9 protein-coding genes are annotated in these 15214 nt (G+C 56.8%); 3 read left to right on the forward strand and 6 right to left on the reverse strand.

The genetic code is table 11. The annotated features are described in order from the left end of the window. Window positions 1–346 precede the first annotated feature (346 nt). Window positions 347–1198: a KPN_02809 family neutral zinc metallopeptidase gene (gene ypfJ / locus RB_RS00285; protein WP_011117757.1), complete on the reverse strand. Its 852-nt coding sequence runs from the start codon at window positions 1196–1198 to the stop codon at window positions 347–349. Between the two features lie 378 nt (window positions 1199–1576). Here ypfJ and ygfZ point away from each other — a divergent pair, with 378 nt between their 5' ends. From ygfZ to RB_RS00300, 3 genes are all read left to right on the forward strand, one after another. Further along, complete coding sequence (gene ygfZ, locus RB_RS00290; protein ID WP_011117759.1) at window positions 1577–2605, forward strand: CAF17-like 4Fe-4S cluster assembly/insertion protein YgfZ; 1029 nt, start codon at window positions 1577–1579, stop codon at window positions 2603–2605. After that, window positions 2602–3246, forward strand: a complete 645-nt coding sequence (locus RB_RS00295) for an ECF-type sigma factor (RefSeq protein ID WP_007325064.1) — start codon at window positions 2602–2604, stop codon at window positions 3244–3246. The genes ygfZ and RB_RS00295 overlap by 4 nt, the downstream gene beginning before the upstream one ends. 61 nt (window positions 3247–3307) lie before the next feature. Further along, entirely contained in the window at window positions 3308–6271 is a 2964-nt protein-coding gene (locus tag RB_RS00300; protein WP_011117760.1) for a serine/threonine-protein kinase, read from the forward strand. Between the two features lie 127 nt (window positions 6272–6398). Here RB_RS00300 and RB_RS00305 read toward each other — a convergent pair whose 3' ends face one another. From RB_RS00305 to RB_RS00325, 5 genes are read right to left on the reverse strand one after another with little or no spacing between them, the layout of a single operon-like run. Next, entirely contained in the window at window positions 6399–8654 is a 2256-nt protein-coding gene (locus RB_RS00305) for an efflux RND transporter periplasmic adaptor subunit (RefSeq protein ID WP_011117761.1), read from the reverse strand. Next, window positions 8600–10003, reverse strand: coding sequence for an efflux RND transporter periplasmic adaptor subunit (locus RB_RS00310; protein ID WP_011117762.1), 1404 nt, complete (start codon window positions 10001–10003; stop codon window positions 8600–8602). The genes RB_RS00305 and RB_RS00310 overlap by 55 nt, the downstream gene beginning before the upstream one ends. 3 nt (window positions 10004–10006) lie before the next feature. Further along, window positions 10007–10894, reverse strand: coding sequence for an efflux RND transporter periplasmic adaptor subunit (locus tag RB_RS00315; protein WP_011117763.1), 888 nt, complete (start codon window positions 10892–10894; stop codon window positions 10007–10009). Next, window positions 10891–12930, reverse strand: a complete 2040-nt coding sequence (locus tag RB_RS00320) for a preprotein translocase subunit SecA (protein WP_164921273.1) — start codon at window positions 12928–12930, stop codon at window positions 10891–10893. The genes RB_RS00315 and RB_RS00320 overlap by 4 nt, the downstream gene beginning before the upstream one ends. Further along, the gene (locus tag RB_RS00325) at window positions 12927–14945 is read right to left on the reverse strand and encodes a TolC family protein (protein WP_011117765.1); all 2019 of its coding nucleotides are present in this window, start codon (window positions 14943–14945) and stop codon (window positions 12927–12929) included. The genes RB_RS00320 and RB_RS00325 overlap by 4 nt, the downstream gene beginning before the upstream one ends. Window positions 14946–15214: the final 269 nt, after the last annotated feature.

The raw sequence follows: 15214 nt of genomic DNA on the forward strand, positions 1-15214 counted from the left end.
GCTCTCTGAACGCTGACACGCAAACGACAGACAACAATCGTTCGACACTGCCGTAGCACGGTGGTCCCCACCGTGAGTTTGCGCTCGTCTCAGTGGAGGACCACCGAGTTACAGGTTGGGATGCTAGGTTGCCTTCGTAGGCCGGACCGAAACGAAGTGGAGTTCCGGCAGCTCTCTAAACGCCAACACGCAAACAACTGAGAACAATGGTTTGACTCTTCCGTAGCACGGTGGTCTCCACCGTGAGTTCGCGTATGTCTCGGTGGAGGACCACTGAGCTACAGGTTGGGATGCTGGGTTGCCTTCGTAGGCCGGACCGAAACGAAGTGGAGTTCCGGCATTCACTTCAAAGTTGGTCGGCTTGGAAGGTGTCGCCTTGATTCAGGTCACCTGTTTTCAAGCCTTTGGTGAACCAACGCAATCGCTGTTCGCTGGTGCCGTGGTTGAAAGTCTCGGGTTGGACGTAACCTCGGCTACGTTTTTGCAGCGTGTCGTCGCCGATGGCCCGCGCGGCCGTCATCGCTTCTTCGATGTCCCCGTCTTCAATGATGCGGTATTTCTTTTCCGCATGATGCAGCATCACTCCAGCGAAGAAGTCGGCTTGCAATTCCAATCGAACCGAATACTTGTTGTATTCGACTTCGGGAACCCTTTGGCGAATTTGATCCAGTTGGTCGGTGTATCCCAGCAGGTTCTGAACGTGATGGCCAACTTCATGGGCGACCACATAGGCTTGTGCAAAGTCCCCCGGTGCACCGAGTTGGCGAGCGAGTTGGCCGAAAAAGGATGTGTCGAGATAAACCTTTTCATCGGCCGGGCAATAGAAAGGGCCCGTGCCGCTGCTGGCCATGCCGCATCCGCTGTTGACCTGGTCTTTGAAAAGCACCAACGTCGGTTTTTTGTAGTCGCGACCGGCCTGAGCAAACAGATCCGTCCAGACATCTTCGGTGTCAGCGAACACCGTGCTGACAAATTCGCCGGCTTCGATTTCTTGCGGGGTCAGCTCGACTTCGCCGCCGGCACCACCGGGGGCAGGTTGTTGAGCGGCTTGTTGTAGAAACTGCTGTGGGTTGCCGCCCAGCAATCCGATGATGATCGCGATGACAATCACTCCGATTCCGCCACCGACCACCGCGCCACCGCCGCTGGTTCGACGATCTTCCACATTGTCACTTTGTCGTCGTCCACGCCAACGCATGCCGCACCTGCTGTTTGATTCGTTTTTGAAAAGAAAAGGGCGTCGGTCCAATCGGAGACGCTCGCGAATTGTCACACAATTGTTCAGGTGAGAAAAGCATTGGGAAGGGAACTGCAACCGCTGGAAAGTGTGCCACTGTCGTGCCGAGGGATATCCCTCAGTCGGCATTGATCCAGTGCAAAACTGGGGTCAGCGGAAACGCCCAGTGTGCGTTGGATTGTCGCGAAACCGGTTGTGACCTAGGTTTGGCGTGAGAATCAGCAATTCAGTGGGCAAATGAAACCAATTGGCCCCCTCATTTGGCTGTTCTTGGAACGCGAATGGGCCCCATCAGGGTAAGATGGCTCGCCTATTCAGCCCTCTTATCAATTCGCCGGTATGCCATCTTCTTTGTCGCTGATCCGATTGCCCGCTTTGTCGATTGTGGATTTGGTGGGTGCAGACGCCACCGCGATCCTGCACAACTTGACCACAAACGACGTCAAAAAGCTGACCGCCGATGGTCCGCAGCACGCTGGATTGGAAACGTTCATCACCAATGTTCGTGGAAAGTGCTTGGGACACGTCGTCGTCTTTGCCACGCAAGATGGCTACCGAATGATTGGTGCTCCAGGCATCGTCGCGACCGCTGACAACTCTGGTACCGTCCGCCAGTCACAAGCGATCGCGGAACACGCCGACCGATACACCATTCGCGAAGACGCGACGCCGGTGATTCGTGACGAAGAGTTGGCCGCTTGGATGGTCATCGATGGTGACGCTGAACCAGTTCAGACGACTCCGTTGCCGAACATGACCAACCAAGACGGCGTCGATTCGTATCAGTTGCCGTGGGTAAAATCCGGCACATTGTTCCTGCTGCCGATCGATACCGCCGCGGAACATCCATCGCGGATCGCGGACCGTTTGGGTGTGAATGCCGAATCGTTGGCGATGGGTGACGAAAACGATTTTCATGTTCACCGCGTTGCGGCCGGGTTCCCATGGTTCGGGATCGATCTGACCGACGCTCATCTGCCGCAAGAAGCCGATCGAGAAACCCAAACGATCAGCTTCACAAAGGGCTGCTATCTCGGGCAAGAAACCGTGGCCCGGCTCGACGCATTGGGTCAGGTCCAAAAGAAATTGGTGCGTTGGAAATTGTCAGGTTTGCCCGCGGGGGCTGAGCCGGCGGCGGACGACAAACTGCGAGCGTTGGACGCACCGGAGGATGCCAAGCCGGTCGGCAGAATCACCAGCGTTGGGCGGATCGACGATCAAGGCGAAGGATTGGCGATGGGCTATGCCCGCCGGAGCCATTTCGAAGCCGGTGAGAAATTGGCCGGCATGATATCGGCGGGGGACGTGGGCGATGTGGCCTACACCGCAGAAGTGTTACCGCCCGTGTTGGGAGATTCGCCGGAATGAACGATTTAACGCTCGAAGAGTTCGCCGATCTGTTGGAACTGGTTCGCCAGGGCGACGACGACGCAACCGCGGTCTTGTGGGAACGTTACTTCCAACCCCTCGTTCGGCTGGCAGGAACTCGACTGCCAAAGAACCTTCGGCGGTCTGGCGACGAAGAAGACATAGCGCTCTCTGCGTTTCACAGTTTCATTGCGGGAGTTCGACGTGAAAAGTTCCCCGATTTGTCGGGGCCGGATAATTTGTGGGGATTGCTGATCACGTTGACCAGCCGAAAGGTGAACGCTCATTTGCGTCGTCAAACGCGGCAAAAACGCGGTGGCGGCCAAGTCCGCGGTGAGTCAGTCTTCTTGGACGCGTCGGGCGATTCCGGCCGGGCTGGGTTGGAACAATTCGCTGGACGAGGCGAATCCGACAACACTCCACCGGATTTGAGGTTGGAATTGGCGGAGGCGTGCGAGAGATTGTTGGATGATTTGCCGGACGAACAATTGCGAGAAATCGCAGTGATGCGGATGGATGGTTTTTTGGTAGACGAGATCGCGACCAAATTGGGCGTGAGCAAACGTGCGGTCGAACGAAGACTGCAGTTAATTCGCAAAACGTGGACCGAAGCGGCGGAGTCCGTGCCCGACCAAACATAAAAGCGGTGCCGAACTCTCGAAAACACACTTCGATCACAGATAGCTACGGAAGTGATTCGCGATGAATTTAAGTGATTTGCCTGCCCGCGAATTGGCCCGCCTCGATGCGGTCTGCTTGGAATATGAATCCTCGCTGCGGCAAGTCGCCGATGGAGAGCCGGCACCCTCGGATTTGACCAGCATTCAGTCGCTCGTCGAACGTCACGGCGGCGAGCATGCGGATTTGTTGCGTTCTGAATTGGAAGCGATTCGAGCGGAAATCGATGGCGACCTAGGAATTCATGGCGATTCGGGTGAATTGACCCAGGTTTTGGCCGCTTCCAACGACACGCCGTCTCGGGAGGCGGCTGCGCTGGACACACCAGCGGTTGATGCGATGAAGATGGACGATTCATTGCGTTCAACTCCATCGGCGGAAGCACGCGTGAAGAAGGCGTTGGCCAAAGTCGCCAGCGATGGTTCCTCCGATTCGCTGCCGCCACTGGGCACCGAAATTGGTCCCTACCGGTTGGATGGTGTTTTGGGACGCGGCGGCATGGGCGTCGTGTATCGCGCCACCGACACGAGACTGGAACGCAGCGTCGCGGTGAAAATGCTGTCGATCGACGGACATCCCAATTTGGTTGAGCGTTTTCAGCGTGAAGCCAAGGCGGTCGCTTCGTTGACGCATCCCAACATTGTTGAGCTATTCGACGTTGGGGTTCACGAAGGCATGCCGTACGCCGTGATGGAACATCTTCGTGGCGAAACGCTGATGCGACGAATGGAATCACGACGAACCGATGTGGCACCGATCACAACGCAAATGGTTCGGTACTGGGGACGGCAATTGGCTGAGGCCTTGGCAACCTCGCACGCGTCCGGTGTGATCCATCGTGATCTCAAGCCGGAGAACGTGATGCTCGTTGGCCGTCGCAGCGGATCGCCGACGCCTTCGCCCGCCAACAGCAACACGATCAGCGGTCATTCGATAGCGATGCAGTCATCCAACGAGACCTCGTTGCCGTCGGTCAAGCTCTTCGACTTTGGATTGTCTCGCGTGGGCCGAGCGGTGTTCGGCCCCGGAGAATCGGATCCGGAGAGTCAGCATGAGGACGCGGGCAACGACGAGGCCAATGAAGCCAAGACCCGTGCCGGCATGATCTTGGGCACGCCAGGTTACATGGCACCCGAACAGGCTCGCGGCGAAACCGTCACACCGGCTGCCGATGTGTTTTCGTTGGGTTGCGTGTTGTTCGAAGCTTTCTACGGTCGCCCCGCCTTCACCGGAAAATCACCGGCCAGTCGCTATGCCGCGGTTCTGGAAAAGACTCCGTTGCCTGATCCAGGCCGTCGTCGCGACGACATCGCCCTGGCCGATTTGATCATGGCGATGATGCGCAAGGTACCCGCTGAACGTCCGACCGCGGCAACCGTTGTCGCAGCACTCTCGAGCGGTGGCGCGATCTTGCCAGCCAATGACGGCGAGACGTTGGCCACGCCGATGGACGGCGCGTCGATGACACAGCCAATTCGCATTGCCGGCGGAGTGTCTCGTCGTCGATTTGTCGAGATGATTGGCGGAAGTTTTGCCGGCGCGTTGGTTGGTATGTCGGGCTTGAGTGGCAACTGGGCCAAGCTGAACCGGATTCGTTCCATCGGTGTCCTCAGCTTCACGCCCGCGACCCAGGTCGAAACAAAGAACGAGGTCGATCCACAGCCGGCCCGTGGACGAATGCTCCAGCGAGGTGAGTTGTTGGCCGGTTTGGTTGCCAATGAACTCAGTCGCTTGGAAGGATTGTCGGTACCGAAGTATGTGCCGATGACGGCTAGCTTCCCCGATCAGTATCGCGACGCGGCTTCGCGGTTGGAGGTGGACGCGTTGGTGACAGGGACTTTCACAGAAGCCACCGGTGCTCAGCCTGGTTTCATGGATGTCAACATCCAGATCATTTGCGCCGAAAGCGGCACGCAAATTTGGGGCAAGGTCATACGCACCAGCGGTGGCGACAATTTGATTGAGCAAAACCATTTGGCTCGGCAAGTTGCCTCGGCGATCAACCGAAGTCTGCTGGAGAATCCACACGAATCACGACCTCGCGATCCGGGGGCGTTTACCTGTCTGTTGAAAGGACGTACGCAAGCCGACCCAGACAGCATCGATGGGATGCGTTCCGCTCTAAAGTGCTTTGACAGTGCTCTTTCAGAAGATCCCAATTACGCTCCCGCACACGCGGGAAAAGGGCTGACTTCTCTGACGCTGGCCGGACGGGTCGCGGACGAGGAGGCTCAAGAGCTCATCATCCAGGCTCAGCGATCAATCGAGAGCGCTTTGGAGTTGGACACTACCAATGTGGAAGCTCGCTTGGCTTCGGCGATGTTGATGTATCAACGGCTCGGCGATCTGAAACCAGCACGCGACATTTTGTTGGCATTGTCCAAAGAGGCGAATAACTCTTGGCAAGTCTTTCACCAACTCGGTTGGGTTCAGTTGATGCTCTATGAGGAAATGGCAGGCGTCGTTTCCCTTCGTCGAGCGGCTTCGCTGCACTCAACATCGAAGCTGTTGCAGTCCGATCTGGCACGCGCCCAGTGGTTTGTTGCAAACAAGCGTCGTGCCATTGATGAAGCCACCGGTGTCATGCCAAAGACAGATGGGAATCAAGTCGGCCCCGAAAGTTTCACTCGCGGGTTGCTCATCGATTTGTACGAGCACAGCAGCGATTTGAAATTGGCGGCGGATCTGGATCCAGGACTCAATTGGTCGGAATCCGATGGCGCGGACCGTTATTGGGAACTGCGTGAGGCGAGATTGGAAACGCTTCCCTATGGTCCCTACGGACCAACGTTGAACGAAACCATTTTGCAGCTTCGTCGAACTGACGTGGTGACTCGAGAACCCGCCGAACAACGATTGGCAAGATTGCTGCAAACGCGCAGCCCCATGTTGCCGTTGCTGTTGATCAAGCACCCTCAGTTTGACTCCATACGAACGTTGCCTGCCGCTGGGGAAGCCTTCCCCGTGCTGCGTCCCGGCGTCGTTTAACGGACGCTCAGACGAATCCATCTCCGTAGGTTATGCCAGCGCAATTGGTGTGCTGCTTGGGCGATCGGTTGGGATACGCGGCAAGCGTTGTTTGCTTGCGTAGCTACATGGCGTTGCCACTAACTGCTCAGCGATTTTCTTGGGAGGCTCGAGCCAGTGCGTCTTGAAACCACAGACGCGCTCTTTTGGCGATCGAAGCTTGGTGCCAGCCAAAGTGAGCTTCCAATCGCAAACCCGCGGGAAGACGTTGTGCTTCTTTATGAGGGAGTTTCAGCACGCCTCGAAAATGTGGCTGGAGCAAACGCATGTTGTCGATCATCTCTTCGCCCAAACGATCATCGTTGGACGAGTCGTCAGATGCATCGTCGACGCGAACAACCAATGGGCCACCATGCGTCGCCGCCAACGACGCGTTCGGGACTCGGTCGGATGCACGCGGTTGAAGTTGATCAAGCGTGGCCCAGAACGTTTGTCGACCGGGTGCAACCAAGCGAACCGGTTGGCCGATCTGCTTGCGAACATCGTCAACCTGTGACTGATTGATCACCGCCAAGACTTCCTTGTCCGTGTCGGCAGCAACAATCATCAACACGTCGCCTTCGTGAACATACGTGTTGAGTTTGGACCGCAAGTCATTCGCGATCACGACTCCGGTCCGGTTCGCCACAACGTTCAGTTGATCCGACTGCGTTTGCAAGGTTGCGAGCTTGTCGATGATCGCTTGGCGATTGTCCAGCAGGATCAACCGTTCCGATTCTTCGCGAGACTCGATCGCTTTGCGAAGTCGAATGTCGTTTTGCTTTTGAGCGATTTCCAGCTCCGCGACGCGTTGTTTGAGTTCACGGTTTTCGATCGTGGCAATCAGATCGCCAGCTTCGACTTGGTCGCCGCCGTTTACATTCAATGCGACCAGGAAACCTTCTGCTCCGACACGGATCGCTGAATCGGGATCGTATTGCACCACCACCGGAACACGGACCGACGATGGGATTGGCATCGAAAACAACATCCAACCGAAGACGCTGATCGCAATCGCACCGAGCACCACACCTCGGCAAACTTGGAACGGTTCCGTTTGCCACAGATTACGCATCGATTGCAGGAATTGGACGAGTGGCTTTCCCCACCACATCCAAAGTCCCAACACGGACAGAACGATTCCGGCACCGCCCAGCATCGTTGACGCGGCGATGGCGAGCGAGACACACACGAGAACTCGCCAAGCGACAGCGGACCATCCGTAAACGAAGACCGCCGAGCGCCGCCAACCCGTGTGAGTGCTGTGCCAAGACGCATCACCGAGAAACCAACGGCGAAGGAATTGTCGAACCGACTGATTCGCTTCGGTGGCTAAGTTCGGCACATCCATGAGGTCCGAAAGCATGAAGTAGCCATCGAATCGCATCAGCACATTCGCGTTGAACAAGATGGTCGATAGTCCCGCGGTCAAGATCACATGGTGACACCACCATCGGATCATGTCGTCTTCATTGAGTATCCATCCTGCGATCGCAATCGAAGCGACGATTCCTTCGATGAACATGCCCGCTGCCGCGACGCCGATTCGTGACCATCGCGAAGGCAATCGCCAGCAACTCGAAACGTCGACGTACGCCAACGGGGTCATCAAGACCCAGACCAAGCCGGCTTCCCGCACGGATCCGCCGGCGCGATGGCAGGCGATCGCATGTCCGACTTCATGAATCAGTTTCAAGCCGATTGCCGTGAACAACAGCCAGACCCAATTGGACGGATCAAAGATCGATGACGCACCAGCGATGAATTCGGACTGACGGGAAGCCAGTGCAACCAAGGCTGCGGTGATGAGCAATGTTCCCACGATCAGGATCGGCGTTGAAAACAGAAAGCCGAGCCCGCGTGAAATGTGTTGCAGCAGTCCGGACGCACCCGGGACCGGCATCTTGATCCAAAACGGGTTCCATCGTGTCCAAATCGATTTTGGCGGGGAGTTGTCCGCCGGTGTGCCGTGGTGCGAGCGTTCTCGACGCGGCGGCGGTGCGTCGGCGAAGTGCGCCAGACGGTGATCGATCAACCATCTCGCGATTGATTCGCACTGCGAGGACGAGGGTGCAGCACGACCCATCTTCGCCGTGACCAACCCGCATGCCTGTGCAATGGTGCGATGCCCATCCAAGGCCGACAAAAACGTGTACTCGGACAAACCAACTCGAAAGAATTGATGCGTGGCAGGAATTTCAATCCGATAAATCGGTTCGCCTGTTTCGCGAACGGGCCAGACCTTCACATCGGCGGCGATGCGAATGGGTTGTTGCTGCCAATCGATGGTTCCCGGATCTCGCTGCATGGTCACACGCCCAACCAACGAAGCAGCAAATTCCACGGGCGATGAAAAACAATCCATCCGATCGGACGCTTATTGCCATAGATCGTCGCCCGGCCTTTCATCCCCGGTCGCAGCAATCCGTCTTGATCGTCCACGGTGACTTCGGCCAGAAACACGTTTTCGGAATCACGAATCGTTGCGGCGGGGTGGACTCGCGTGATTGCACCGTGCATCACTCGGTCCGGCATCGCGTGGGTGTGAACCCGGGTCAGCATGCCCGGTTGAACGTGAGCGAAGTTCTCTTCAGGGATCGCGATCTCAACTTTCATCGAACCGACCGGCGCAATTTCGAAAAGCGTTTCACCTCGTGTCAGCGGTGCGCCCTCGGATTGCTTCCAATCGCCGCTGACGATGACTCCATCGATGGGACTGCGGATTTCGAGGTTGTCCTTGCGATGGTTCAGCAGTTCGGTTTGCGTCTTCAGCCGATCGGCTTCCAACGCCGCGATTTGACTCTTTCCAAAATCATGCGACGCCATCGAACCTCGGCGTTCCTGGTCGGCTTGCCCGTGAAGAGCACGCAATCCAGCCAGTTCGTATTCCAATTCGCGAGGGTTGATTTTGGCCAGCAACTGCCCCTCGGTCACGGTGTCGCCGGGACGCACCATGCATTCTTGCAACGGGCCATCAAACGGGACCGCGATGAAGCGACGTTGGACCGGTTGCAGTTGAACATCCGTGCGAATGTTGTGATGAGCCGGCAGGAACATCAACAAAATGATCGTCGACAAAACGCAAACGGTCGCACGTTGCCAAGTCGCACGAAACGATCGAATGCCACGCACCAACGATGCTTCCACGCCCGTCGGTTGCAGACGATGAATGCTTTGAAGTTTGCACGACAGCAGCGGTGCAAACGCGTCCAGTGTTGCAGAGGCCGATCGCTCGCGTGGGGCGACGATCAACAAAACGCCGAGGCTATTGCCGCTCGAGTCCGCTAGTGGGCAAGCGAGCAGGTTGTTCGATCCAATGGTCTTCAGCCATTGCCGCATCGCCATCGTACCGGGCGACGATGCGACCTCCGTCGCGGCGACTTTGCTGAGTCCATCCCGCAAACAGGCTTCTTCCGCTGCGGCCAATGTTTCGCGAGGATGGTCGGTTGCAAATGTCCCGCCGCCGTGGGCATGATCGCTGATGCACTTCAGCCCTGATGCGGGACGATTCCGCCAACACAGAATCGCTCCTTCTGCCTGCAACCATTCACTGAGCGATCGCGTTGCGATCGATGCGGCTTCGTCGAACTCCTGACAGGCATCGAGGGCTGACTGAAGTTCGATCGCCGCCGCCAATGTCTCGGCGCGTTGTAACAATTCGTGATGTGAATCACGACCGGTCGCGTCCGGCGAAAGTGACGATGCGGTGAACACGTGCTAGCGCAACGCAGGCGAGAGAATGACGGGGGCGTCGCTGATGCGAGCCTTTGATTGGTTGGTTCTCGCGGACGCTTCCAAATCCAACCAGCAAACAACGCCGCTGCGAATCGTACGTTTTTCGTTTGGTAGAACAACGCGGACGCGGACGGTACCGGATTCGGCCGTGGCAACGGGCGAGATGTATTCCAACGTTCCAAAAACCGTCGCTCGAGATCCACCCACGCGAACGACGACAGATTGGCCTTCAGACAAACTGTCAATTCGTCGCAGCGGCACCGAGAAAACGGCTTTCAATCGATCCAATTGGACCAGCTGCAGCAGAATCGGATCGGTCGGTGAGACAAATTCGCCAACCTCTTTGGCCAGTGCCACGACGACCCCGTCGGACGGTGCCAGGATGCGGCGTTGCTCCAGTTGGCAAATCACACGTTGGTATTCGAGAGCGCGAACGGAAAGTTCTTCGGTGACGCTTTGCAGTCGAGCGAGTGCCTGACGATGATCGTTTTCGGCGCGTTCGAGTTCTCGGGGTGTCGCGTTGCCCTGCGTGAACAGACGGCGATAGCTTTGGACTTGTTGTTCGCGGATGACGACTTCCGCTTCCGCAGCAGTCTTGCCACCGATGGCATCTTTTGCGGCCCGCGAAACATCCAGCGTTTTTCGCAGCAACGCATCATCGAGTTGTGCCAGCACTTGTCCTTCGCGTACCTCGGCTCCCTCGCGAGCTTTCAGTTCCGTGATCACTCCCATTTCCGATGACGAAACTTGGATTCGTCGATACGGTTCGGTAAACGCTTCGTATTCGTCCGCCGACGCAATGCCCGGCAGACACAGGCATTGCAAACTCACGATGACGCAGAGCTTTGTTATCCAGTGACGGTTCATCATCCTGCATCCAATGCTTGAAGGTGTGGGGCGGGATCATGGTTCGATTGGGCTTTGCGAACCAATCCGCAATCGCGTTCATCCGCTTCCAGCAATTGGCGTCTTGCCGCGGCAGCTCGTTTGGCTTGCCGTGTTTGGATCGATGCGATTTGAGACTCTACAGAAAGTGATTCGATTTGTTCGGCGGCGATGGCACGTCGGATAGCACGACCCACCCAAGGTGCCGATTGGCTGACCAAGTTGTCTTCGGCGGACAAGAAATGGCGACTGCTGCCTGGGTCGCCACAACGAGCACACCGACCGATCAATTGCCGATCGACACGCGAGGAGCGATGGTGCTCGGCTACGATCACGTGCAGTCCGCCCTTGGCGGCCACTTCGGGGTTCAAACGGATGTCAGTGCCACGCCCGGCCAAATTCGTTGCGACAGTGATCGCATGCGGTTGTCCCGCCTGAGCGATGATCTCAGCTTCCTCGGCGTTTTGCAGGCCGTTGAGCAGCTCACAAGAAAGACCTTGCCGACGAACTTCTTCTGCAACCCGGTGACTGGTTTCGATGTCCAGAGTGCCTACCAAAACGCATCGCCCAGAGTCCGCTATCCGGCGGGCTTCGTTGGCGATGGCGGCGAATTTTTGTTTTGCGGTGAGCGTAACGTGCGTCGGATGAACGATGCGTTTCGATGGCAACCGAGGTTGGACGGTTTGGACGTTCAGTCCGTAAACCGATTTCAATTCTTCGCGGCAATCACCCGCCGTTCCGGTGACTCCGGCCAAATAGTCGTACGATCGATAGAAACGTTGACGTGTGATTTTTGCGAGCGATTCGCTCTCACGCTGGATCGGCAATTCTTCTTTTGCTTCAATGGCTTGTTGCAATCCGCCTGACCAGGTGCGGTCTTCGTAAATGCGACCGGTGGATTGGTCAACGATCCGGACGGACTCATCCTCAATCACGTAATCGATGTCTCGACGAAGCAAATGGGTTGCTTGCAATGCAAGTTCAACGTACTCATGCCATGGTCGACGTAGCGAAGCGTCGGACCAGTCTTCCACCGCTTCGTAGGCACGATTCAGTCCCGTGTCGGTCAATTCGATTTGTTGACCGGTCGCTAGGAAGTCTTCCTCGCCATGCAGCGATGTTGCCGTTTTCAATGCGTGTCGATGGACCGCGGCGTCATCGGCCTCGCCCGGCAGAGTTCCTGACAACAACAGCGGCGACAGAGCATCGTCAATCAGGACATGATCGATCTCATCGACCAACGCAACCGCGAGCCCTCGCTGCAAACGAGGCGTGGATGATTCTGAATTCAATCTTCGAAGCAACGTCGATCCGGGGCGCTGACGTGCCGCCGTGTCCATTGCCAATTGATCACGAAGGTAATCAAAACCAAACGCGTGACCGGGCCCATAGGTCACGTCCGCTCGGTAAGCTGCATGCGCGGCGTCGGCGGATGAGTCCTCGGGCAAACAGCTGGATTTGACACCGAGTAGCGACCAAGTCTCGCGGAGTTGTTCGTGATCACGTTGGGCCAAGTAAGCGTTTGGCGTTGCGATGTGCACGCCTCGGCCTGGCAAAGCAGCGATCAACGACGAAACAAACAACGCGTAGGTCTTTCCTTCGCCGGTTTGCATTTCCGCCACGCCGCCCCGTCGTGAGATCCATCCCGAGGACACGATCAAACCAGCACGCAATTGCACTTCGAAAAGCTCAATGTCGTGAGTTGCTCGAATCGCATCGGCGGCCAAGATCAAAGCGTCCGCCAAGCACTCACGCCAGATTGCATCCAACTGGTTCGATGAGTCACGAGTCTGGTCCGAGGTCGCTTCCAGCAATTTGTACCGCAGCGTTTGCCAGCGATCTTGCAAATCCTGTTTCGAATTCGCGGACCGATTCGAGATTTGGTCGCATGCGGACTGCAGAACGGTTTCGATGTCGACCGCGGGACGATCAGTGAATCGACCGAGTTGGGTGAGCGATGCGAAGCGGGTTGCGGATGCGAAATGAGATCGCCATCCCGAGTTGGATTGGAGAAGGCTCATGGTGAGTTCCACTCCTCCGGCGTTGGGAGGATCAATTCTTCACTCTCGATCATCCCTCCGAACGGTTCGGTTTCGTCAGGCAGGAATACCGAGACATTGGACGGTACCGGTGAAACATCTGCGACGTTGCAAACCAGCAGCACGCCCATCGCTTTGCGAAGGGTAACCCATGACAACGCGTGAGCGACCTGCGACCGTACCAGACTGCGTTCTTCATCCGCCAAGCGTTCTTGCGCGTCCAGTAAGTTTTCGATCAGAAGAATCGCGTTCTCGTTTGGATCGGGCAGGTGCGTCCAACGTTGCCGCAAATAATCGACTTCGCGAGCGGCAGCCATCGTCGACTGTTGTTTGGCGATCAATTCGTTGAACAACGTTTGAGTCTCGCGAACGGCGATTTCGACTTCCGTCATTGCCGCTTCGGTCGTCTGTTGAAACTCGGCGTACGATCGTGTCCATTCCCATCGGTTGCGTCGCAAACGGGCTTGGTTGGCTCGGTTGCCCCACGGGCGTTCGAAGATCAAACCGGCGGAATATGTTGGACCGCCTTCGCTGAATTGGCGACCGATTGCTCCGAATGTGTTGGTGCCTGAATCCAAACCCGATACGTAAGAACTGAGCAGCAAATCCAGTCGCGGCAAAACTTGATTGCGTGCGGCACCGACGCGTGTCGACACAGCATGCATTTGTTGCAGGCTTTGCACGATGTCGGGACGATTGTCCAACGCCGTCAGAGTCGCATCTCGCGTGCTCAACTCGATCGACTGCATCAGCGGACGCTCAACGGGCACCATTTCGTATTGAGCGAACTGGGCGAATTGGCGATCACCAGTCAACAAACGCAATTTTGATTGAGCGTTGCGGATTCGGGTTTCGATGCGGACCAAATCGGCTCGCCGTTTGGCCACTGCAACATTGGCACGCAGGATTTGCCGTTGTTGCGAATCGACCGCGCCGCGAGCTTGCAGGACCGTTTGCATCTCCTGTGCACTGGCGAGTAAACGATTGCGTTGCAGCCATTCGGCGCGGGCTTGGTAAAGTTCCCAGTACGCGGTGGTGACATCGACCAAGTGCGTCTGAATTTCTTCTCGCACTTCGCTGTTGGTGATTTGTGCGTCGATCTTTGCGAGGATGACTCGCGTGCGATTGACCGCTTTGCCGTGGTCACGAAGCAACGGTTGAGAGAAATTCAGTTCCAACCGCGACGTTCCTTGCGGGTTGGGGGTCAGAAACGTCGAGTTGTTGTTCTGAAAGCCACCACGCTGCACGACTTCCAGGTTCCCGCCACCGGTCAGCTTCTTACGTACACCCGCCGATGAGGCAAACAGGTTGTCTCGGAATCGTTCCGATTGGTCGCCCGTGGTCAATTCACTGCCAACCGGATCGTTCGTATCGGTGTAGTTGGCATCCAAAAACGTCAGCGGATCGAACTGGGCGTCGGCGATCACAATGTCGGTCATTGAGATCTGAGGTTCCGTCAGCAAGCTGCGGACATAGGGCGAGGCAATCAACGCCGTCTGGGCCAATCCCGAGGCATCGACGGAGGTGTGTTGTTCGGCCAAACCGAGTGGCTGCGTGACGTCCTCGTCCCACCAAACGACTTGCGGGTCGAGCTGACTGATCTGACCTGCGATGGATGATCCAGACGACAACGCCGGTGAATCTTTGAACCAACAGTTTCCATCGGCCTCCGCTATGAGCTCGTTTTCAAGGACTCGATCGCGATACCGGTCGACTTGATGAGCGTAGGGGCCACTCGAGATGGCATTGGGGATCGGTAAATGAACCGCTTCGTGAGATCGATAGGTGGTCGAAACCGAATGAGGCGAATGGCCATCGGCGTGACCGGGCGTTTCTGCCCATAGTGCCAAGTGGGATGGGCCAACCAGGATTCCTGCCAGAATGATCGATCGAACCCATCGGCGTCTGGATGAAGTGAGTGTGCGTACCGTCCGCCGAAGCTTGCGCGAGCGCAAGCCATCAATGATGGCGGTCGTCGGTTTCACAATTTGTTTCATCAATTCGATCGGGCAGGTTGGATCTGAAGGAAGGTTCCTTCTGCAATCCAGACACGGGGCATTTGGGAGATCGACCGGACTCAGTCAGCGAATCAGCCGCAAAGAGGCATTCAGCCCGCACGACCGGAACCGAGCGCCGAATGAGCGTTGCAAGCCGCACAGATTCTCCAGCTGACAAAGAAAACTAGGCTTCCCCAATCAGTTTTCACGGCCAGGTGTTGTTTTGTCGCCTACGTTTCGGCGGACGACCGGCCCACACCAATGGGCTG

The organism is Rhodopirellula baltica SH 1, from assembly GCF_000196115.1.
Lineage (GTDB): Bacteria > Planctomycetota > Planctomycetia > Pirellulales > Pirellulaceae > Rhodopirellula > Rhodopirellula baltica.

Coding starts and splice junctions, on each gene's coding strand:
- RB_RS00295 (WP_007325064.1), top strand. CDS start 2,602: ATGAACGATTTAACGCTCGAAGAGTTCGCCGATCTGTTGGAACTGGTT.
- RB_RS00300 (WP_011117760.1), top strand. CDS start 3,308: ATGAATTTAAGTGATTTGCCTGCCCGCGAATTGGCCCGCCTCGATGCG.
- RB_RS00320 (WP_164921273.1), bottom strand. CDS start 12,930: ATGAGCCTTCTCCAATCCAACTCGGGATGGCGATCTCATTTCGCATCC.
- RB_RS00315 (WP_011117763.1), bottom strand. CDS start 10,894: ATGATGAACCGTCACTGGATAACAAAGCTCTGCGTCATCGTGAGTTTG.
- ygfZ (WP_011117759.1), top strand. CDS start 1,577: ATGCCATCTTCTTTGTCGCTGATCCGATTGCCCGCTTTGTCGATTGTG.
- RB_RS00305 (WP_011117761.1), bottom strand. CDS start 8,654: ATGGATTGTTTTTCATCGCCCGTGGAATTTGCTGCTTCGTTGGTTGGG.
- ypfJ (WP_011117757.1), bottom strand. CDS start 1,198: ATGCGTTGGCGTGGACGACGACAAAGTGACAATGTGGAAGATCGTCGA.
- RB_RS00325 (WP_011117765.1), bottom strand. CDS start 14,945: ATGAAACAAATTGTGAAACCGACGACCGCCATCATTGATGGCTTGCGC.